Source organism: Paenibacillus sp. JNUCC 34, assembly GCF_058269055.1.
This window is the reverse complement of record NZ_CM177770.1, coordinates 1892225-1914136: the sequence shown is the minus strand read 5'-3', so window position 1 is coordinate 1914136 and position 21912 is coordinate 1892225. Positions and strand designations below refer to the sequence as shown.

At 46.3% G+C, this 21912-nt stretch carries 15 protein-coding genes; 2 read left to right on the top strand and 13 right to left on the bottom strand.

What is annotated here, in order from left to right; translation table 11 throughout:
• Nucleotides 1–156: 156 nt before the first annotated feature.
• On the top strand, nt 157–1218 hold the full coding sequence (locus tag AC2TF5_RS08980; RefSeq protein WP_491301829.1) for a Gfo/Idh/MocA family protein: 1062 nt from the start codon (nt 157–159) through the stop codon (nt 1216–1218).
• Nucleotides 1219–1238: 20 nt separating this feature from the next.
• Nucleotides 1239–2081 (top strand): Gfo/Idh/MocA family oxidoreductase, encoded by an 843-nt coding sequence (locus AC2TF5_RS08975; RefSeq protein WP_491301828.1) that lies wholly within the window; start codon nt 1239–1241, stop codon nt 2079–2081.
• 120 nt (nt 2082–2201) lie between these two features.
• Here AC2TF5_RS08975 and AC2TF5_RS08970 read toward each other — a convergent pair whose 3' ends face one another.
• From AC2TF5_RS08970 to AC2TF5_RS08910, 13 genes are all read right to left on the bottom strand, one after another.
• A complete protein-coding gene (locus AC2TF5_RS08970; RefSeq protein WP_491301827.1) occupies nt 2202–3200 on the bottom strand; it encodes a carbohydrate ABC transporter permease in 999 nt (332 codons plus the stop codon).
• A gap of 105 nt (nt 3201–3305) precedes the next feature.
• The gene (locus AC2TF5_RS08965) at nt 3306–4208 is read right to left on the bottom strand and encodes a carbohydrate ABC transporter permease (protein WP_491301826.1); all 903 of its coding nucleotides are present in this window, start codon (nt 4206–4208) and stop codon (nt 3306–3308) included.
• Nucleotides 4209–4210: 2 nt separating this feature from the next.
• A complete protein-coding gene (locus AC2TF5_RS08960) occupies nt 4211–6787 on the bottom strand; it encodes a DUF5696 domain-containing protein (RefSeq protein WP_491301825.1) in 2577 nt (858 codons plus the stop codon).
• Nucleotides 6788–6791: 4 nt separating this feature from the next.
• Nucleotides 6792–8855 carry a YIP1 family protein gene (locus AC2TF5_RS08955; RefSeq protein WP_491301824.1) on the bottom strand — a complete coding sequence of 688 codons (2064 nt, stop codon included), beginning with the start codon at nt 8853–8855 and terminating at the stop codon, nt 6792–6794.
• A 19-nt stretch (nt 8856–8874) separates the two neighbouring features.
• Nucleotides 8875–9702 carry a carbohydrate ABC transporter permease gene (locus tag AC2TF5_RS08950; RefSeq protein ID WP_491301823.1) on the bottom strand — a complete coding sequence of 276 codons (828 nt, stop codon included), beginning with the start codon at nt 9700–9702 and terminating at the stop codon, nt 8875–8877.
• A 47-nt stretch (nt 9703–9749) separates the two neighbouring features.
• Nucleotides 9750–10667 carry a carbohydrate ABC transporter permease gene (locus AC2TF5_RS08945; protein WP_491302845.1) on the bottom strand — a complete coding sequence of 306 codons (918 nt, stop codon included), beginning with the start codon at nt 10665–10667 and terminating at the stop codon, nt 9750–9752.
• A gap of 42 nt (nt 10668–10709) precedes the next feature.
• Entirely contained in the window at nt 10710–13601 is a 2892-nt protein-coding gene (locus tag AC2TF5_RS08940; RefSeq protein ID WP_491301822.1) for an extracellular solute-binding protein, read from the bottom strand.
• Between the two features lie 109 nt (nt 13602–13710).
• Nucleotides 13711–15099, bottom strand: coding sequence for an ABC transporter substrate-binding protein (locus AC2TF5_RS08935; RefSeq protein ID WP_491301821.1), 1389 nt, complete (start codon nt 15097–15099; stop codon nt 13711–13713).
• Between the two features lie 228 nt (nt 15100–15327).
• Nucleotides 15328–15858, bottom strand: coding sequence for an HXXEE domain-containing protein (locus tag AC2TF5_RS08930; RefSeq protein WP_491301820.1), 531 nt, complete (start codon nt 15856–15858; stop codon nt 15328–15330).
• Between the two features lie 34 nt (nt 15859–15892).
• Nucleotides 15893–19192: a DEAD/DEAH box helicase gene (locus AC2TF5_RS08925; protein ID WP_491301819.1), complete on the bottom strand. Its 3300-nt coding sequence runs from the start codon at nt 19190–19192 to the stop codon at nt 15893–15895.
• Between the two features lie 132 nt (nt 19193–19324).
• The gene (locus AC2TF5_RS08920; protein ID WP_491301818.1) at nt 19325–20434 is read right to left on the bottom strand and encodes a GerAB/ArcD/ProY family transporter; all 1110 of its coding nucleotides are present in this window, start codon (nt 20432–20434) and stop codon (nt 19325–19327) included.
• Between the two features lie 17 nt (nt 20435–20451).
• Nucleotides 20452–20691, bottom strand: a complete 240-nt coding sequence (locus tag AC2TF5_RS08915) for a hypothetical protein (RefSeq protein WP_491301817.1) — start codon at nt 20689–20691, stop codon at nt 20452–20454.
• Nucleotides 20692–20698: 7 nt separating this feature from the next.
• Nucleotides 20699–21898: a Ger(x)C family spore germination protein gene (locus AC2TF5_RS08910; protein ID WP_491301816.1), complete on the bottom strand. Its 1200-nt coding sequence runs from the start codon at nt 21896–21898 to the stop codon at nt 20699–20701.
• Nucleotides 21899–21912: the final 14 nt, after the last annotated feature.

Sequence of the window (21912 nt, the reverse complement as noted above, 5' to 3'; positions counted from 1 at the left end):
AATTTTCATCCTCGCGTTTCATGCGTAGGATGAAATGACGTAAGTTATATAGTCAATTTATAAACCAGAAACAATTTCATGTTTTTTGGCATGATCCTTCCTGTCCAGAAATATAAAGAAACTAGAACCATTGCCAACCTTACAGGAGGGATTAAGATGGGAAAAACGAAAGTGGCCATTATCGGATGCGGAACGATAGCCAAATCTGCACATATTCCTGCGTACCTGAATAACCCAAACGCAGAAATAAAATATTTCTGTGATTACTACAAGGAAAATGCAGAGCGTTTCGTGAAAGAGTATGGGTGTGGTATAGCAGTACAGGATTATCGTGACATTTTGGACGATCCGGAAATTGAGGCTGTCTCCGTCTGTACGCCGAACAATGCACATTCTATCGTCTCAATCGATTTTTTACGTGCTGGCAAAAATGTGCTGTGTGAAAAACCTGCTGCCCGAACGTATGTCGAAGCATTGGAAATGCAAAAAGTACAGCATGAAACGGGCAAAGTCCTCAATATCGGAGTGGTCAATCGCTTCAACAAAGGTGTTAATATTATTAAAAGTCTGATCGAAAGTGGCGAGCTTGGAGAGCTGTACCACGTCTATGCCAGCTTCCGTGCCCACCGTTCTATCCCTGGTCTTGGAGGCGCTTTCACAACAAAGGCCGTTGCAGGCGGTGGTGTAATGATCGATTGGGGGGTACACTTTCTTGATGTAGTTATGTACTGTTCAGGAGATCCAGCTCCAAAGACGGTAACCGCTCAAACCTATTCCAAGCTCGGCCGTGATATGAAGAATTACACCTATATGAACATGTGGGCTGGTCCTCCGAAATACGAAGGCACTTACGATGTCGATGATTTTGTCACAGCCGTGATCCGAACGGAAGGTCCCAGCATCACAATGAATGGTGCCTGGGCACAAAATATCGGCGAAGAAGAAATGTACATTGATTTTCTGGGGGACAAAGCAGGAATCCGGTTGCAATACGGCGGTGACTTTAAAATGTACAGCGCAAAAAACGGGGCCCTGCTAGAAACCAGTCCGAAATTTAACGCCGGTGACCATTTCCAAAATGAAATCGACGCTTTTCTGGAATGCATCCGTACAGGCGAAAAGCTGCCATCACACATTGACACCGTTATCGTTACCGCAAAAATGATCCAGGCCATTTACGATTCATCAGAGCAGCAAAAAGAGATTACTTTCGACTAACCAGCTAGGAGCGTGAAGAAATGACGAAAAAAATCGGATTCATCGATTATTTCCTCGATGAATGGCATGCAGAAAAATACCCAGAATGGATTGAGAGCGCCTCGGGCGGCACGATGAAAGTAACATGCGCCTACGGTAAAATAGACTCTCCAACCGGACGAAGCAATGCTCAGTGGTGTGCAGACAAGGGCATTCAGCTCCGCTCTTCCATTGAGGAAGTCATCGAGGAGAGCGATTATCTGATTGTTCTTTCTCCCGATCACCCTGAATTCCATGAAGAGCTGTCGCAACTTCCGCTCCGATCAGGTAAGCCAACTTACGTTGATAAAACATTTGCCCCCAACAGACAGACGGCGCTCGCCCTGTTCGAGACTGCAAGTGAGCACGGTACCCCACTCTATTCCAGTTCAGCTCTCCGATTTGCAGCGGAATATATGGAGACCGAACGCATCGGAATCGAAACCATTTGCAGTGTCGGACCCGGACAGTATGAAAATTACTCGATTCATCAGATTGAACCGATTGTGTCTCTCATGGGAAGTGATGTCAAACGGGTGATGTATATCGGGACAGCGAATTCGCCTGCACTGCTCATTGAATTTGGTAACCGCCGACAAGCAACGATTAACCATTTTGGATGGGAGTGCCCTTTTACACTAACTTTGAATTATGAGTCGGGGCAGGCCAAAATCGTAAAGCCTGAGTCTAATTATTTCGGCTCGTTCATATCTCAAATGCTGCAGTTTTTTGAAAGTGGTGAGCCAAAGGTCGATCCTGCGGAGACGATTGCCATTATTACTATCATCGAATACGGCCTGAAAGCAGCCGCTACACCCCATCAATGGGTGAATCTGCCGTCCTGATCATCATGTAAACAACAAAAACCGTCCAGATCGTGAAGTGCCCCCAATTGTTAATTGTATCTAACGATTAGGGGGCACTTCAATCATCGGACGGTTTTTGTCTTGATGAAGCAGTCGGCATTACCCTACCAATCCAGTTCGTTCCACACTTTCTACAAAGTACTTCTGAGCGAAAAGATAAAGGAAAAAAATCGGCAAGATGCCCAGCAGCGTACCGGTATTCAAGTATAGGGACATGTGAGATACACCGCCGACATATTCAGGGCGTACTGTACCCGGGAGCAAATCGAGCATGCGTGACAAGAGTGTGTAGTTCGGTGCAAACAGATTGACGAAATAGCTGTCATTCCACTGCCAAATGAAGGAGAACAGCATCACCGTAGCAATGGCAGGCACAGCATTGGGGAGCATGACCCGGGCAAAGGTCTTCAAAATTCCTGCACCATCCACATAAGACGCCTCCTCCAAATCCTTGGGTAAAGAACGGAAAAACTGCCGGAATATAAAAATATACAGACCATTTTTAAGCCCCATAGCGAGCCCCGAAGAAATGAAAAATGGCCAAAAGCTCTCTAGCAGATTAACGCCTTGCTTTCCTGTAAATAGCTGATACAGACCGAACACATCAAAAAACCGGTAGTGCAAATAGGTCGGAACCATAATCGTCTGTGGCGGTACTACAATCGTAAAGATAACAATACCGAATAAAATACCTCTTCCCCGGAATTTAAGTCTGGCAAATCCATATCCCGCCAAAGCGCATGAAATGAGCTGAAGCACCGAGGTAACCATACTTAAAATAAACGTGTTGCGAACTGCTTCCGTGTAGTTGAGATACCCAAATACCGTCTTGATATTGTCCAGGGTCAAATTGCGCGGAATCCACACCACGGTGGAGTCAAACAGATCTTGTTTGTCGCGAAGAGCTATCGAAACCTTGGTAAAGATCGGGTACAAAATTATAAAACAAATGCCAAGCAATAGCACTGTGCGGGTAATGACCCAGAGCCAATGTTTCGCTTTCTCAACCGGATTATAACGCTCATACCAGCCACCGATTGCGTGAATGGGGCCGGCAGCTGAATCGCTAATTTTTTTCATGTTTGATTTGAGGTTCATGGGGTGAGCCTCCTAAAAGTTTTGTGGAGCATAGACCCATTGTATTACTTCGGAACAAAACTCACTTCAAAAGCGTGAGCTTAGTTTTGTGGAGCATAGACCGATCTAATCATGATAGAATACTTTTTTCGAGATGAAATATGTTGAAATCACCAGAATGATCGATATGACCAGGAAGTAAATCCACGACATTGCCGCACTTACCCCGAAGTTTAGACCCCCGAATGCGGTACTCTGAATCATTTCCGTCATCCGGTTGTTGTAGAAGGAATCGATGATGGTATATACAACATTTGTCAGGATTAGCGGCGATATCATCGGAAACGTAATTTTCCAGAATGCCTCATACCCGGTGGCCCCCTCCATTTTGGCAGCCTCGTACAGAGAAGAGGATACGGACTGAAGTCCAGCCAAAAAAATGAGAATCTGTACGCCCGACGAACTGATGATCTGATATATCCGATCAACCGCTCCTGTTAGATAATTGACAATATCGAAGCTTAGACCCGCTTGCAACAGAAGCGGCCGCAGCTCTAAGCTTCTCAATCCGGAGTAGTTGCTCTCGAGATCGGTCGACGAAGCACCCATCACCTGAGCAAGAAAATTTCCGTTATCCAGCTTGGCGATGACACCGGAAGCGAGAACAACCGGAAGAAATATAATTGCTCTTGCCAGCATTCTGCCCCGGAATTTTTGGGACAGTAGGGTTGCCGTAAACAGACTAAAAAAAATGATGAGCGGGACGTTTAGAGCCATCGTTGTAACTGCTTCGGTCAAGTTGCGTACATACCAAGCGTCAACAAAGAGAATATGTTTAAAATTGTCCAAACCCACATATTGAAGATCATATCCGTCCGAGGTGAGACTCAATTTATGGAAACTGAACTGCAGGGATTGAATGAACGGAACTGCCATCAGCAAAATGAAGCCGAGCAGCCAAGGGGTGATAAACAACACGCCAAACCACGCTTTTTTTCGTTCCAAGCTCATCTTACGTTTACTCGCCATGATCAGCCCCCCTCAACGATATAACCATTCCCTTGAATAGTCTTGCCTTCCACGGTGACGGCTTCCTTCCGATAATTCACAATCACTTGCAGTCCGTTTTCATACGTCGTCCGGTATACACGTTCAGACAGTTTTTCATGCCCGGTAATGGTTTGGCTCCGGACTTTCTTCAAAACAGCATTCACTTCACCATACGCCGAGACAGCCTCCTGAACCCACTGCTTATACTGATTAGAGTACAAATAACTGAAGCGGGTATCTTTAAGAGCCGAAGGATCTCCATAGAACCAGCTGAAATAAACGTTGGCCCCTGTCTCAACAGAGCGAAGGATACTAACACGAACGTCTTGGTCATCCGCCATATTGAACGGACTTCCCGTGTATTCCACATAACCATGCAGTACCATCTGGTTAAACGGAACTGACTCGCCAGCTAGCTGATATTCATTGCTCTTCTCCGGTACACCCAGTACGTGAGAGGCATAAGGAAGAGCATATGCATTGCCGCCGTTCATCATTAAATCCGGCACACGTTCATATATCTTAGCCAGTTCAGAGGTAATCAGGGCTTTAGATTGTTCACGTGTCAGTTCCCCATTTCGCCGAAAGTCCGAATATAGCTCGGAACCAAGGTCCCGAAGAGACAAGGAGCCTGGATTCCATTTGGCATAATCGGTCATGAAATCGTCCACGGTCTCTTGGAGCTTCCTTGGAGACAATAAGTAATACTGCAGAAGCTCGGTATGGCGAAAATATGCAGCACGGTCAAACTCGTAGATTTTGGCGTATCGGCGGGATATATACTGTGCCGAATCTTTACCCGGGCTAAATCCGCCAGACGAATGGTATACATGCTGAAATGCCGTATCCGGATAAAAACCCCCTCCGTTCTGCTGCAGCTTCTCTGCAAGATGCCTCCAGTCTTCCTTGCTTCCAATGACAGAGTCCATAGCAATTCCGGAAGGAAAACTATGATTGATTCCGTTGTTAAACCAGCCTTTGTAATTAACACGGATGTTCTTTATCTGATTACCGTAGAGCTCATCCACGATCTCTTCCGCTTGCTCTAACTTGGTCAGCGGGACTAGTGATTCATATGGAAAGCCGAGCATGTTTTTCATTTTGGGAACACTGCCGAACAGTTCCAGATAAAACGGCGTATCCCCGTCACCCTGTATTTTTTTCATACCGTATGCGGTCTCCAGATAAGAGCGGTAGCTTCCAGCCATACCGGCATAATTTGCCTGATCACCACTTAAAAAAGCATAGCGGATTCGCAGCTGACCCCGATATGTTTCTCTCGGAGTTTTATGCATAATTTCGTTATTACTCAGACGAACCTCATCTTTGGGCAAAATGATGAACTGACTGGAAACGGTGTTGAATTCATGCAATCTCCCACTAATATCAGCAGACAGCCAAGCCAGACCGTCCCCCTCCTCAATAACGGCCAGAAACGCGGCATCGTTTTTTTTCATACCGAATACCGGCAGGCGGTTGGGAAGAATACTGTTGAGCTTCTCCTTCACATATTTCGCGCTGTCTTCACCATATACCGGCATTTGAATCGGCTGCGCCAGCTTCCTGCCGCTATTGAGTCGAATTAAAGTGCCTGAACCGTCCGGCAAAAAAATATACCCTTCATCCTCTTTACCTGCAGCCCCGAAATTCTCTAGAAGACTGAGGGTATGAACCCGGTAAGGGGGCGTTTCCTCCTTCAAAGTATTCGTATCTACCGAAGCGACGAGGTGATCTCCATCCAGTGTATAAGAAAGAGCTACCGAAAACTTCGGATTCCCTCCCTCGGTTTCACTTTCCGCTCCTCCCTGACCGCCTTCACCGTTGTCGATGGCTAGATCCTCTTCCGTGTATTCCATTTTTTCGAACAAGGCAAGCAGCTTCTTGACCACCGCTTTTGGTATTTCCCGCCGTTCATATACATTCTGGCTTTCGTTGAATTTGTAACGGATTTTCAACTGCTCTTGATCTGCTGAATCATCCAGCCGGCTCAGCAGCCGTTCTTCGAACCTCTCCTTGCTAACCTTAAGAGGGACTGACTCCAATCCCTTTTCTGGATTACCGAATTGATAGGTGACTGTTACGTCCTTTCCCGTAACTTGAATTTCAAACTGCTTGAATTTGACGCTGTTGTTAAAGCTGTCATAATCCTTGTTCTGTCCATTGCGGGTTAGATAAACAAAGGAGATTTGAGAGGACAGCTTTCCTTTCAGATAAGGCGATGCCAACTTATCCCCGGAGCTGTCCGGATTAGAACGCCACACCTGCCCGCTTCGTTTATCCAGTACGGCGATCTCCGCGGTTTTCTTACTGATATACAGGCGAAGGTAATCATTCTCCAATACCGGATCAAGCCCTGGGATTTGAGGCTTAACTTGATCCGCGGCCGTTAGCGCTATGAGAGTAGCATCCGGTGTTAAACTCACTTTCTTGGTTCGAGTATCGTCCCCGACCGGCTGAACCGAATCTCCATCCGGTGACGATTTACAAGCTGTAACGGTCATTATGACCAGTAGAAGGGTTAATACCGCCAATCGGCGCCATCCAGTTACATTACTCACGATATTAACCCTCCCCCATTCTGAATATCACTTCTTTATATATGGTCGTAAAGAAAGAGAGCATCTGCTGAGCAAGGCTGAAGAACAACAGTCCAAGGAATATAATAATTCCGATCACAATCATCGTTAGAATTATCGTTATAACTGTCTTGGTTACACTGTATTGATGAACCGTCAGCATACCCACAAACAATAAAGCGAAAAACCATAGATACCCTGCCGATTCAAGAAGTGAATAAAAAGCACTTTCCTGAATGGTCATAACGTTGGATAAAAGAATTAGAGGGACCTGCAGCAAAATGAGCGGAATAAGCGCATATGCCGTAGCGATGACGATTTCCTTGAACTTGCCTTCGCCATCCATCAGCGTGGTTAGTGACCAGTTCGCGATACAGAACAAGAAAAACGGAAGAACGATGAACTTGATCTCATCAAGTGTGTTTACGCTGGCTGCAGTGCCTGCCGCCGGGTTAAATATAAAGCCGGTAAACTGCCTCTTTAGCACATATGCGAGTGATAACAGGAGGAGAAGCAGCAGCGCAAACCAGGTGCGCCCTTTCTTCTCGAACTTCAGCTCCCAAAAACCGTTGAACGGATGAAAGATCGTATACCAGGCTATTCCGATCACCCCTGGCTCACCCTCCTTCCGCTTTAAAAGCAGCTTAGCTGCAACGAATAACAATATTACAGCTATAAACCCGGTGATGATGATCCCGAAATGCTCCCACATGAAATCTTTCCGGTACCGTTCGAACGCCCTGGAGTAATATTCTCTATGCATACCGAGTTCGAAGTTGGTCATCGCCTCGTAATTGTTACCTTGCCTTAGCTCCGCCTTGCCGATTCCGAGATAAGCCAATTCCAAATTACTGTTGAGGCTCAGCGCTTCACGCCATTTTTCAACGGATTGTTCTTCCTCGCCTGTATCGTTTAAAATCACAGCATCCCGGATGACTTGACCATAACGCGTCGGTTCAAATATCACGAGATGATTAAATCCTTTGTCGAGTACAACCATCTTGTCGCCGAGCATATCGATATCTGCGGGTGTTTTGAAGGTGCCGACCTGCTCGCCAAGAAGACCATAAATGTACATTAGCTTTCCTTCACGATCATAGGTAAAAATCCGTCCACGGGTGTTGTCCAGAATGCTGTAAATTCCATTACGATCAATAGCCACACTCGTGATGGAAGAGGTTCCACTTCGGGTTCCTCCAATATTGAAACGGATATCTCCTTTAGGCGGATGATAGCCCGTTCGCTTCAGAACATCACTTCCTGAAGGATTCAGACGTTTGACCGGCGCGTCCGAGAATGCCTCACGGGTCGTCGCGTAAATGAAGCCTTCGTTATCGATGTCCACATTACCGAATTCAACCGGGATAAACAGCACCATTTTGGAGCGTTGCTCCTTTGTCATCACCCGTTTCCAGAATAACTCGACCGGGCTGTACTTTACGTTGTTCACACCCATAAATCCAGTGAATTTACCACCGGAGTCAAACTGCATAATTCCGTTAAAAACACCTTTCCCCACAACATACAATCTTCCCGCCGAGTCACCGACCAGCTTGCTCGGTTCATAAACGAAATTGCTACCCAACACATCGCTTTCAGGCGCCCCTATCACCCGAATCAAATCCCCATTTTCCGATAACTCCACTACACGTTTATTGCCAGTGTCCGCGACGAACAAATGACCATTGGGATGAACAAATACGCCCTGCGGTGCTGAAAATATGTCTTTCATGCCTGAGTTCTGAAAGCTGTCAATCACCCTTACTACCTTCATTTCTGAATTCAAAATAACGATGCGGTGATTACCGGTGTCCGCAACATAGATTTCATGGTCCTGCGTAATGTAGATGTCCTCAGGTGCATTAAACGGACCGGACGAAAGCTCGTTACCGCTGATTTGCCGCACAGGCAAATACGGAGCCGGAGCTGGTTCAGGGTCTCCCCACCAGGAATAGTTGTAACCTTCATACGGGGCGGCCAATGCCGTGACCGGGATGACAAGCATCATGGCAAGCAGCGGGATCAGCAGCATTATTCGATATCGTCTCACCGTGACTTCCCCCTTCCCCTCAATCCTTCATCCCGGAAGTTGACATCGTTTGAATGACACTGCTCTGTGAAATGATGAAAATGAGTATCGGGACCGTCAGCATCAGCAGTGTTGCAGCCATAGACGGACCGGTTCGAATGATGCCACCCGACAATATTTGTGAAAAAGCATAATCAATCGTCTTCAGCTGCTCACTGTAAATGTACATAGATCCTGCTGTACCGCCCGCTCCCCACAGGCCCTGAAACGAGAAAATGATAAGTGTGAGCCACGCTGGCTTAACAACAGGCATGACAATGCTCCAAAAAATACGGATTTCGCTGCAACCGTCAACCTCCGCTGCCTCCAGCAACGCATCTGGAATCTGTTCCATGTACTGCTTCATGAGATACAGACCAAGCGACGATCCGATGGCCGGGATGATGACAGCCCAGTGTGTATCCAGAAATCCGAGCCAGGACATCGTCATATAGTTCGTTATTTGGGTTACTGTAGCCGAGAACATAAGCGACAACACTACAACCGTAAACAGAAACGTTTTGCCGGGGAATTTTCGCTTAGCAAGCGGATAGGCTGCCATGGATGCAATGATGACATGCCCGGCCGTGCCCACAATAGCAATGAAGAAGGTGTTGTAAATATACCTTGTGAACGGAACCCAAGATCCTGCGAGCAGATAGTACAGATCATAGAAGTTCGTTAGCGTAGGATTCCGCACAAAAAAATCCGGCGGGAATTTTAATATTTCGTTAATCGGCTTGAAAGCATTACTGATGACAAATACAAGCGGAAGAGCCATGAAACAACCGATTATCGCAAGCAAGCCGAACAGTATGATGTCACCCACCAGGGAGCGGCCTAGCCTCTTTTTCCTTAAGGTGATTTGCACCACGGTCACTCACCGACCTTTGTAAGCAGTTTACGGACGATCAGGTTAGAACCCAGCATCATGACGAACAGAACCGTGGCGATGGATGAGGCGTATCCCATCTCAAACCGAATGGAGCCGTAATCCATCAGATGCGTAACAATCGTATGACCTGCATATTTGACGCTTGGAAATCCTGCTAGCGCAGTTGCCACTTCGGCGACTGCAAACGAAGCCGTAATCTGAATGACCGCCCCGAACAGCAGCATGGGTTTCATCGAAGGCAGTGTGATGAACCACAACTCCTGCCACCGATTGCGTATACCGTCAATCGCTCCCGCTTCATGCAGTGTTTTATCCATACTCTGGAGACCGGCAATAAACGCTAAGAAACTCGTTCCGAGACTCAGCCACAGCTGTACGATAATAATGATAGGAAGAATATACTTCGGTGTCTTGAGCCAAAGAATCGGTTCCAAGATGAGATGCCATTTCAGCAAAAATGCATTGATGTACCCGTACGAATCACTGCTGAACAGCAGGGTCCATACGATGTAAGCACTGCCGGACAAGGCTGGAGCATAAAAGACCAATGTCGCGATTGCTCTCAATTTAGGCGGAAACTCGTTGATCACCCAAGCCAGCACAAAGCAAGCAATATAACTGATCGGACCAGTAATAGCAGCAAACAAGAGCGTGTTTTTAAGAGCAATCAGAAACACGTCGTCACGCACAAACAGCTGCGCATAATTCCGCCAGCCGACCCATTTTGGAAATTCCAACATATTGAAATTGGTGAAGCTGACGAGAAGAGACAATACAACAGGTAGAACTGTAAATGTCAAAAAGATCAGAAAGTAAGGCGTGAGCATCGCATAGATGGCTTTGTTTCGTTTCACTTCCCTCCAGATTCCGCCTTCCCGCCGCCTTGAAGGCGCTGCCATTTTATTCTTCTTCACTAGCTGCACCATGGATATCCCTTCTTCCTACTTCGTCGGCAGACCGAACTCCTGACGTTTTATGGTGATTTCCTGGTTGATCGTCCGAACGTAATTTTCAAGCGTTTCTCGCGGCTCACTGCCGTCGGTGTAAACCTCATAAAAAGCGTTATAAACGTGGCGATCCAATGAATACCCACCCGGTACTACCGGTCTGCCAACTACCCACTTCAACTCGTCTGTCAGCTGCTTAAGCTCTCTTGCCGACCAAGGCAACTGTTTCAGCACTTCGATATTTGCTGCCGCATACCTAGCTGATTCCCCGAGAATTGCTTCCATCTCTCGTCCAAACGTTACCTGAGCTTCCGCATCGGTCCACCATTTGATAAATTCCCAGCCAGCCTCTTTATTGACCGCATTTTTAAACATGACGGTGCCAGTCGAGGTGCTTAGTGTATCATGGCGTACGATACCGTCCTTGCCCAAGGTACCTGGGAGCGCGGTGAAATTCCACTGACCCCTGATTTCCGGTGCAAATATCGTCAGGAAGTTATACGTTGTGTAATCGGCTATACCAAGCGGCATTTCACCGGTTCGAAAGCGATTAATAAAATCAAACTCAATTGGCAACTTATAGTTCGTATACAGCTCCGTCCATTTCTGAAATGTGTTGATACCGATTTCCGAATCCAAATCCGTGACAATGCCGTCATCTTGATAATATTGGCCACCATTTTGATAAAGCATGGTCTCAAACACAATGTTAGTCGGCAGGGCAATATCCATATTGTGCTTTTGAAGTTCCGGTATGATCTTATATATGTCTTCCCACGTTTCCGGAACTCTAAGATTCAGCTCATCCAGTATATCTTTCCGATAGAACAACATCGGGAATGATTGTGTTTCTGGAACTGCGTATATCCCGTTTTTATACTTAAATCCTGTAAAAGCACTATCCATAAACCGGTTCTTAACGTCCACAAAATCGGGAAAAATCGTTAAATCCTGCAGTGCGTTCCGTATTGCGAAATTGATCACATCTCCTTGAGTCAGAGCAATATCAGGTCCTTTGCCTGCCAGGGTTGCCGGAAGTACAACCGCAGGATTTACTAATTGCAGGTTGACTGATATACCAGTTTGCGGTGTAAAGGAGTTATCAATCATGGAACGAAGGAGCTGCGCCTGATCCCGTCCGGCGGCGATCCAGACCGTGACCTCCTTATCTTTTTTATTGCCGTTACTGACATGGTTGTAATTTTCTGAGAAAGATTTAGTGAAAGACATAACCTCATGGACTGATTTGCCCACAAAGCCGGTACTGACAGCCGGTGTCTTTACATCTGGTGATTTAAAATATAAATAATCAATCTCGAGCGGTTGATGACTAACCGATAAAAGCCATGTTCCCAGCGCGGTGACATTGTCTTTAAACTGCTTCAGACGCGAATTCAATGTCTCCGGTCGACTTCCAAGATCGCTGAGCTGAAACGATGTCGTCCGGAGAATGGCAGTGCTTCCGCTCGTCCCTCCGACCATTTGATCCATCTGATCCGCTGCCTTGGACAGCAGCTCACTCTGCTTCATAAAGACGTCCTGAAGCTCGGGAATTTTCTTGTCGAGTTCATAATCCCGAAACGGGTCTGGTACTGTTGATGTAATCATGATGATCTTGAGGTATAACGCGTTCAACTGCTGTATAGTGGATCGGACCATTCGAATAGTGTCCGTTAATTCACCTATAGTAAGCTCCAGCTTGATTTCGTGCTTCCCTTTCGCCAAGTAAAACAAATAGGGCTTACCGTCTTCACCGGGTGAGCCCATCTGCCAGGCTCCATCGTAATTGAACGGAATCGCCTCTGCCTCCTTGAACGGCACACTGCCGTCAATCGTTAATTTACGGACGACTCTAATTCCTCGAACGGCATTCTGCTTGTATCGTAGCCCGAATTCATACAGCCCGTCCTCAGGGATGTCAACATCCCAAGAGATCCACTGTCCAGGCACCTTCCAGTTGACACCACCGATCGTGTTCATTCGGATTTTGGAAACATGATATGGCTCAGTTCCGGGGCTAGATCGGTCATTCAGTGGGTATAAGGAAGGATTGGACTTCAGCGAAGCGCTCTCTCCTTGAAATTTGATGAACTGGCCACTTGTTTTACTGTAACCCTGCTTCACATAATTTTGTTCCACCTCAAGATAGGCGGGTATTTCTTTCTCTTGATAAATTTTCAAGTAGTCTATAATCATCGGTTCTCGCAAAGAGACCAGTGTAATTCGATGGTTACCTTTTGATAAATAAAACGAAAAGGGCTCTTTATAATAACCTTCCGAGTCCCGGATGACACTGTCCTGCCACTCTGGGCTCTCGATCTGCCTTGGTCTAAGGTCGTTCCCTCTGGAGTCTTGTTCCACTTCGGACAATTCGTTTCGCCAGACGCGGGAAAACACAAGCCTGGACGCTTCATCAAAAGGCGTCTTCCCGTCAATCAATAGTTCCCTTTCGATCGGAGAGCTGTTTCCCTTTACCGGAAAATAGTGCAGTCCAATATGATACAGGCCTTCCTCTTCCACAAAGACGTCCCAATGAACGGCCCCTGTATCTTCTGTCTGTATGACGGGGGTTTCCGCTCCCTCATAGGAGGTTATGATTCGTACTTCCATTCCTTCTGTGGCAGCAAAGGACTCAGCTTCTATCGTTTGAGCAGAGGCGGGTCTGGGCTGATTCCCGTACTCGGCCAGATAAGTCTCATATCTGCCTCCGGATGCAGCTTTCAATACCGCAGAATTATTCATTAGCGCCTCCGGCGATACTTTAATAGGCTCCAATACACTGCTTGAAGCTTCGTTACTTGAAGCAACAAAAATAACAGTTAAGACGATGACCAGGGCCAGCAGAGCAGCGGTGATCATCTTGGTCTTCCTAGTTACCTTCCGCATGCAAAACCCTCATTCCTCATCAATTGGATAAAAGGAGGGAATCCCTTACGGGATTCCCTGCTGTTACAGCCTCTCTTCTGTGCAATGGACACGATTTCAACATTCCACTTTATTTTGCAGGTTCTTTTTTTGTATTCAGGTGCTTGTCGATACCATCTTGGGCAACCTGTTTATTTCTTTCAAGTATGGTCTCTGGTGACTCTCCCTTAATAATTGACCTTGGTATTTCTCCGAGAGCGCCGTTCAGTGGTAGGAATACAGGCTGGGAGTATTTAATCAGCTCCAGCATCGCTTCTACATCTTCCTCATCAGCCAGAAGTTGCTTTTCCGCATCTTCTCGGTTGACTTGATCCACACGGTCCCACATCTGGATTTGCTCCCATATATATGCCTTCTCTTCGGCACGCTTCACGTTCGCCGGAATGTAGAATTGAACATAGTTTTCCACACTGCCTTGATACTGTGTTGCCTTTGGTCCTTTCGGGAAAAATACGAAGCCTTGCTCATCCGTCATATTCGTCCGGGTTGCACCTTCCCACAGTTCACCAGTCACCATGGCAGCTTTACCTGTATTAAAATAGGTTTGAGAGTCAGTATGTTCGTTATCGCCAACTTTCGGGGCGATCACTTTGTGCGTGTTGTACAAATCGTACAAGAAGCGCAGAGCTTCCAGCACATTCGGATTGTTGTAGGCAAATACATGCTTGCCGTCCTTTTCCTCAATCAAGGCAGCACCATTGGAATGAACCAGAATCCGTGTAAGTACAGCTCCGTCGTTGGTTATCCCATACTGATCGATCACCCCATCACCGTCAGTATCTTTGGTGGCTTTTTTTGCGATATCCAGAAATGCGTCCCAATTCCATTTGTCCTGAGCGACCAACTCATGCGGATCAGGCAGTCCTTCACGTTCAAACAATGTTTTATTGTAATAAACACCGGATACATTATTGATATTGGAAGTGAAGCCGTACATTTTACCGTTGACCATACCATGCTTCTTCATGCCCTCCGGCCATTTGGGATCATTAAAATCAAAGAAATCATCCACCGGCATGAATAATCCTTGATTGATTGCAGGAACGGCAAAATAGTAGTCAAGTGCCACAATATCCGCTACAGATTCGCCGGAGAGAGCTGCGTTCGTGACCATTTGGATGTTCTCTCCCCAAGGTACCTTCTCCCATACAATTTTGACGTTATATTTCTTCTCCGCCTCTTTCCATTTTTCAATCGTCAAAGCCCCTTCCGGTGTGTCTTCCTTCGGACCATCGATCCAATGCAGGATTTTAAGCGTCTCGCCGTTCATATCAATTTTCCGTTCTTCTTTCACCGGCGGTTCCTGTTCTTTTTTCTCCGGCGGCGGTGGTGTCTCTGCTGTCTTCGTTCCTCCGCTCTCGGGCTTCGGATTTGCCGGGGGAGTTGAGCTGCTGCACGCCGATACAAACAGGAGTGTAAACGCTACCATAATTGTGGCCAACAAATGGATCTTTCTCATATCAAAGCCCCTCCATCTTGGTTAAAGTGACTTATATCGTACCGTGTATCACTAATTTTATTATTTAGAATTTTGTATTATTCCCGTTTTATTTCAAAATCGATAAAAGGCTTTTATTAGGGGATCTCATTCATATTTTCAAAAATAAAAAAACAACATCATAGCCCTCTATAAGATGAGGTACCACAATGCTGTTGTATTCATAAACGGCCACACAGACTCATACAGTTATTTCACAACTTTTTTGCCGAGCTTATGCCCAACCAAGACGACTGGGAGCATAAGCAGCCCTAAGGGGATGCTCAACAAAACTTGACTCCACGTTACCAATCCATCCGAGAGCAAGCGGTAAAACAAGAACAGGCCATACGGAAGTGTAATGATTACAGCAGTAACAACCCCCGGCGTATATCTCCTTAAATAAATACTTTGACCAAGATGAGTGAACACATGTATGAAAAACAAACTGTTAAAAGCCAGAAACACTAAAAACTTCCCCTGCTCCGCAGCCATAAACGTAAACGGGATGAACACAATCAGCTCCAATAGTACGGCAACGGCAAATTGACTGCTATTAATTTGGAACAGGTTCTCTAGTCTCTTCTTCATGAAACCCGGTACTTTCGTTATGACTTCTGTCCGGTTCTTCTCAATCCACGGGCCGACCCAGATAATCTCTTCGAGATCATGAATTAAAAAAGCAACAATAAACAGCCATACTAACGTTGGTATGCTCATTTCCATAAATAATTCCAGCATATTATCTCCCCCAGACCCAGATCTATTAAACTGTTTAGATCATCAATATTTCCCGGATCTCCTGTTCCGTAAGTGCTGTCAATACTTCCTCTCCAGGTTGAATAATTTCCTCGATTAAATCTTTCTTATTCTGCTGGAGCTCGTACATCTTATCTTCCACGGTACCCTGCGCAACAAGACGGATCACCTGCACTATATTCTTCTGTCCGATGCGATGTGCACGATCTGCCGCTTGCTGCTCAACGGCAGGGTTCCACCACAAGTCGTACAAAATCACGGTATCTGCGCCAGTCAAATTCAGTCCAGTACCGCCTGCTTTCAGAGAGACCAAGAACAAATCCCTCTCTCCTTCATTAAATCTGCTGCATAAAGTAACCCGCTCCGCGGCCGGTGTCTGACCGTCCAAATAGAAATAAGATATCCCCTGATCCCCAAGCTCACGGCCGATGAGGCCTAGCATCTCTGTGAACTGCGAAAAAATAAGCATCCGCTTTCCTGCATTGCGGCACTCTTCAACAATCTCGATCAACTGCTCGAACTTGGCTGAACTGCCTTCATACCCCTCCACAAACAACGAAGGATGACAGCACAGCTGTCGAAGCCTAGTTAAGCCGGCGAGAATCTTGATACGGTTCTTCTGGAACCCCTTCTCGTTCAAATGTTTCAAGGCTTCATGCTGCAGCTTAGCCAGATAAGCGGCATATAGCTTCTTCTGCTCCGGCAACAGCTCAGAAGCTTGAAGAGTCTCAATCTTATCAGGCAGCTCCTTCAATACATCGGACTTCAGCCGGCGCAGCAGAAATGGCCGGATACGCTTTGCCACCGTTTCCCTAGACAGCTCATTAAAGGCCCTCCTATCCGGGAACAATTGTGGAAACACAGCATCGAATATGGTCCATAGCTCTTCCATTTTATTCTCTACCGGCGTTCCTGTAAGTGCAAAACGGTACAGTGCATCAATTGCTTTTACGGCGTGTGCTGTCTGGGTAGCATGATTCTTGAACGTCTGGGCCTCATCCAAAATTACCGTATGAAATGATTTCCCTACATAAATAGTAATATCTCTGCGGAGTAGCGGGTACGAAGTAATTACAACATCTACTCGTTCGGTATTCTGCAGTGCAGATGCCCGCTCACTTTTCGTGCCATCAGCGATGACGACTTGGACCTCAGGCGCAAACCTTTCCAGCTCATTTTTCCAGTTGTACATAAGTGATGCCGGAGCGACAACCAACGCAGGTTGCTTCCGTTCTCGAATCTCAGACAGAACCGAAACGATAAACGCGATGCTCTGCAGTGTTTTGCCAAGACCCATATCATCCGCCAGGATACCTCCAAATCGGTAGAACGCCAACGTCTTCATCCACTGATAACCGTATGCCTGGTAGTCCCTCAAGATATGAGACAAACTTTCAGGTACCGGGAAATCCAAATGGTCCGGATTTCGAACATGCTCCAGGAGACGTCTCAAAGACTTTTCCAGCTTTATAGAGTTCCCATGACTATCGGAGTCCATGAAAAACAACGCGCGAACCGCAGGCAAACGCATTTCGGTACCATTCAGATCCGATAGATTGATCCCCATCCCATTCATTAAATGAAGCATTTCCTGAAATTCTGTACTTTCCAGTGGCATTAGAGCACCGTCCGGCAGCTTGTGAAACTTGCGTTTCTCTTCCAGAGACTTCAGAAGCTTGCGTACTTCCGCCTCCGGTATTCCATCCATATCAAACTTGAACTGCAGCCATTCCGTCCGTTCGTCCATACTCACCGTTACTTTAGGAGGAATAACTCCTTTAAACAGCCGTACCTTCACCGCAGAGGTAGCATACACCTTTAACAGCTGCTCCAGCTGCGGAACAACATGATACAGAAAATCGTACTCATCATCCTCGTCATCCAGAAAATATCCGCCCTCAGTCTTAATGAATCGGCTTTGTTCCATAAGCTCCAGAATTCGGTTTTCCTGATCTCCGTTACGCATCAGAATCCGGCCTTCGCCCCGCTTTTGATACGTTTCCTGGAGAGGATTGATAATAATATCACCGTATTGAAATTCAAGACCCGCCAATAACCGATCCTTCACCCGATCCAGATACAAACGGGCTGCAAGAGGCGTCTGCACGATCCGGTTAGAGACGACCTGAGAAACACCGACACTGCCTAGCTTTCTTAATCCGGGAATGACCTTTTCCATAAAAGATTCCATCTGTTCCGGAACAATCCCCATGGTGCTCCTGCCTGAGTTCTCAAGCATATGTTTCATATTCAAGAGTTTTGCGCATTGATCCCCAGGCAGCTTCCACAGCTTCCCTTCTGCAAGGACCAACTCATACGCTTCCATAACCATCATATTCTCTAGCCCTTGTACATGAAGCTGATAGTCTTCAGTTCCCTCACGGACCTGGTCAAACTCAAAATGAAGCGGAATCGCTTCATCACTCAAACCGAGTCCATCATACGTAACCCCATCTTGCTCCAGCTTTATGGATGGTGCTTTTACGAGCAGCGGATATAAATCTCCCCAGACATAAGGAGGAATTAATAACATCCGCTCACCACTCAGCTTGCTCGGCTGAACATTAGCAAACGGACCGGACGTCTCAAGGTACATTTGCTCACTGCTGAATATTTCAATAATCTGCCGAATAATATCGTCATCCTCTTTTTTAAAGCTGTGAAGCTCAGGGTCGTACGTGAAATGCTTAGAAAAAGCATAACTTTCTTTACGCTGAACTCGATCGAGAAATTGCCGGATGTTTTGTACGATATACATTCGCTTGGGTCCGATCTTCATCTCAATGCCAAACCTATATTTCCGGTATCCATAAGAGATCACTCGGCATACAAGCTCAACATCAAGTACCGTTCTAGTATCAAAATAGGTCTGCGAACGGCTTGAACGCTTGTGCTTGTCTTCAAAGATTTCCAACATCGTCTTCGTGAGCATAATATCCACATCCGAAACGCCTGTTTCCTCCACAGGAGAGCGCATTTCTGAATCTGGATATCCAACGGGTAAAGAAAGAAGAGGCAAATCCCCTTCTTTTTGAATATGTAATATATACAGCAGTGCAGCGGCTGTATGTTTGCAGTGCTTATCAAATGAAAAAAAAGACGAACAGGTGCATGCCGCCTCCACTTCTCCATTATTATAAATCTTCACATCTACATCACAAATCGGGTCATCATCGACCCTCGCATAAAAAACAGATTCACTTGGATTATAACTTGTAATCGAAACTTTGCCAGACCGAGCGTACATTACTCCTTTGTTAAAAGAGGTTCGTCCGCACAGTGTTTGGATGACTTGTTCATTTATTGGAAAGCTCATCCCGAATCCTTTCTTTTACCTGATCAATTGGACAAGCCGTTATGGCTCGCCAAATCTAATATAACAGAATAAGCCCAGTAAGAGCCACTGAAGAGTGGCTATCTTTTGGGCTTGTGTTTCGGTATGAGCAGTTCATTCTTTCTTTTTGATCCCAGCCAACTTCCGTAACCCATGGATCAGAAGCAGCAGCAAGGGCAGCAGCAATCCAATAGTCAATATATAAGTAACCCAAATTCGGGAATCGAAGTTCTGCTGATAGACGACATTGGGGTAAATGACGACCGATATAGCTACCTGAAGCATGCCTAGGGGCAGCACCAAAGGCCGATAGTCACTCAGATTGAATATGTAGGCCAGAGCGAGCGCTATGATGTACAGATACAGGGTTAATCTAAAGTAGAGTGATATAAACCACATGATCGCCATAATCGCTTCAATTCGCTGCAAAAAGTTGCCGATATTAATTTTTTGAGCTAGCAGATAGCTGGGATAAATACTATGCGAAATGATCTCGGGGCCGAATACCAATATCGATAAAGCCACGATCAAAGCTATCACAAGCCCGCCAATCAAGCTTCCCAGAAGAAAAGCTTTTCGGGCTTCCCGGGGCTGATTCACAGCAGAAGAATGAATCATCAGCATTAAGAAGTGTGGGAGAAACACCGTTGCGATGAAAGAAAGCACACCAGGCAAAATGGGGCTTCCCCCCCGTTCAAACACAGGCTGAATATTCTCCAGTTTGATCCGTGACGCTACTAAAATAACGAAAGAAACGTAAAGCAGCATAAACCAGGGGAACATCAACTCGGCTGAGCGGGCCAGCGTCTCCAAGCCGAGCCTTACGCCCATGACCACCACAATGGCAAATAGAATATTTACAGCTTGTATTGGGGTTTCGGGCATCATCTGAGTCGTCAAGAAACTTCCGATATAATGCAATACTCCGGTAACTATAATGATTAATGTAATGATGATCAGCAGAGATAAAGCTTTTCCCAGCCATTTGCCCAAAGCTTTCTCCATGATTTGAATCAGATTCATCTGTGGGTACAGCCCTGCTAAGATATTGTACAACACGGTTAGGCAGAGCCCGCAGGCCACGCCAATGAGAGAGGCAATCCAAGCATCCTGCTTGGCTATATCAGCTGCGGTCGATGGAATGACCAGAATGGCGCTGCCGATTGTGAAAAAAATCGTTAAGATCGTAAATTGTCTTACTGAAATTTTGACCGTTTCTTCCATAAGTTCACCTCAGTTCATTAAACGATTAGACCGATTGCGGACAACAGATCACTGAGCGGCTTAAACATAAAAGTGATCCATTCAAGCGGGCTGGGAATATCGCGATTTATATTGACAATGATACTGCTCACGACAGCCAAGAGCAGCAGGATGGAGAATACCCAAAGCTCCTTTTTTTGCTTTTTTTTGAATAAAGGGGGGGCCTCCAACCAGGCAATGAGAGCCCCAACCGCAATGATTACCGCAATAGCGAGCATGCTTGAGTTACTCCTTCATATTGTTCAGAAATGAATCGCCAACTGTACCGAGTCGGTGAATTCTAACTTTGACCTTGATATGAACCGGTAAATCGCTAAAGTAGCGCTCATCCCAGTCGTCTTTCATCTTCTTCCATGCTTTCGGATCAGCACGTCGAATCGCTTCACCGAATCCCAAAATATCCACACCGAAAGAGTTCTGCGCCTTCTTGATTGCTGACTCCATCAGCGATATGATTTCGGCTTCCATCTCTTTTTCAATCCGTTGAATCGTTTCTGTCTTGGTCAGTTCCAAGTTTCTGCACTCCACTTCGGCAATATTTTGCTCCACTTGGAGGGTAATGTTCACCTGAGGCTGCCCCTGTACAATATGGCCTTTTATCTTCGCTTTTGTCCGATAGACCTCTGTAGTAATCTTGCCTCCCCCCGGGCAGTCCACATGGCCGGCCGTGCTTTTGACATTCCCGCGGATGTAGTTATACCCCTTACTCTCATTCTCGTTTAACCAGCCAATCAATTTGTCTTCCTTAAATGCGGCAAGCCCTGAATCTTTCAATTGGGTGGGGGTATCGATGTTTTCAACATTTTTCTTTGAAGCTCCGATCTCCGGGTCTCCAATGATTTGAAGTCCGGACAGGACAGGGTGCTTACCCCTGTCGATAAGATCCCTGACCGTTTCATCTAGCGTTTCCGTCAAACTGGGAGACCAGAATTTCTCGGATGTCTCCAGTGTGCTAAATAATTTGCTTGCCGGGACTTTCTCAAGTGGTGTCATGATTTTTAGCACCTCCTCTGCGGAACTGTTCTGAGTCACCACAAGGTAAAAATCGGTTCGAAATTCATGATCGCGGTACAAAAGATCCAAGCTTTTTGCCATTCCTTCCCGGGCAAGGGATTCACCGAGCAGGAGTATCCTCAGGTGGGAAAAATAAATTTTTCGCGGACTGAAGGTGCTCATTCTCCGCACAGCTTCCAAGACGGTGTCGCCCTCTGTCGAATATAAGATGGACGGGGCTAAGCCGCCCCCTTTGGAAGATACTTCTTTGGGATTCACCACCTGAACCGATACTCGGTATTTTTCTCCCACCTTATCGATCCCCATTCCAACCGCGATGGCGAGCTCATTTAGTTCCCTACGATTCCAGCAGCCTGTCAGAAAAGAGCTCAAAATAAGGAGTGAGAACAGACTGAATACGAATCGTTTCATCCACCTCTGCCCTC

Coding starts and splice junctions, on each gene's coding strand:
- AC2TF5_RS08980 (WP_491301829.1), top strand. CDS start 157: ATGGGAAAAACGAAAGTGGCCATTATCGGATGCGGAACGATAGCCAAA.
- AC2TF5_RS08940 (WP_491301822.1), bottom strand. CDS start 13,601: ATGCGGAAGGTAACTAGGAAGACCAAGATGATCACCGCTGCTCTGCTG.
- AC2TF5_RS08915 (WP_491301817.1), bottom strand. CDS start 20,691: ATGCTCGCTATTGCGGTAATCATTGCGGTTGGGGCTCTCATTGCCTGG.
- AC2TF5_RS08970 (WP_491301827.1), bottom strand. CDS start 3,200: ATGAACCTCAAATCAAACATGAAAAAAATTAGCGATTCAGCTGCCGGC.
- AC2TF5_RS08975 (WP_491301828.1), top strand. CDS start 1,239: ATGACGAAAAAAATCGGATTCATCGATTATTTCCTCGATGAATGGCAT.
- AC2TF5_RS08965 (WP_491301826.1), bottom strand. CDS start 4,208: ATGGCGAGTAAACGTAAGATGAGCTTGGAACGAAAAAAAGCGTGGTTT.
- AC2TF5_RS08910 (WP_491301816.1), bottom strand. CDS start 21,898: ATGAAACGATTCGTATTCAGTCTGTTCTCACTCCTTATTTTGAGCTCT.
- AC2TF5_RS08925 (WP_491301819.1), bottom strand. CDS start 19,192: ATGAGCTTTCCAATAAATGAACAAGTCATCCAAACACTGTGCGGACGA.
- AC2TF5_RS08945 (WP_491302845.1), bottom strand. CDS start 10,667: ATGGCAGCGCCTTCAAGGCGGCGGGAAGGCGGAATCTGGAGGGAAGTG.
- AC2TF5_RS08930 (WP_491301820.1), bottom strand. CDS start 15,858: ATGCTGGAATTATTTATGGAAATGAGCATACCAACGTTAGTATGGCTG.
- AC2TF5_RS08935 (WP_491301821.1), bottom strand. CDS start 15,099: ATGAGAAAGATCCATTTGTTGGCCACAATTATGGTAGCGTTTACACTC.
- AC2TF5_RS08920 (WP_491301818.1), bottom strand. CDS start 20,434: ATGGAAGAAACGGTCAAAATTTCAGTAAGACAATTTACGATCTTAACG.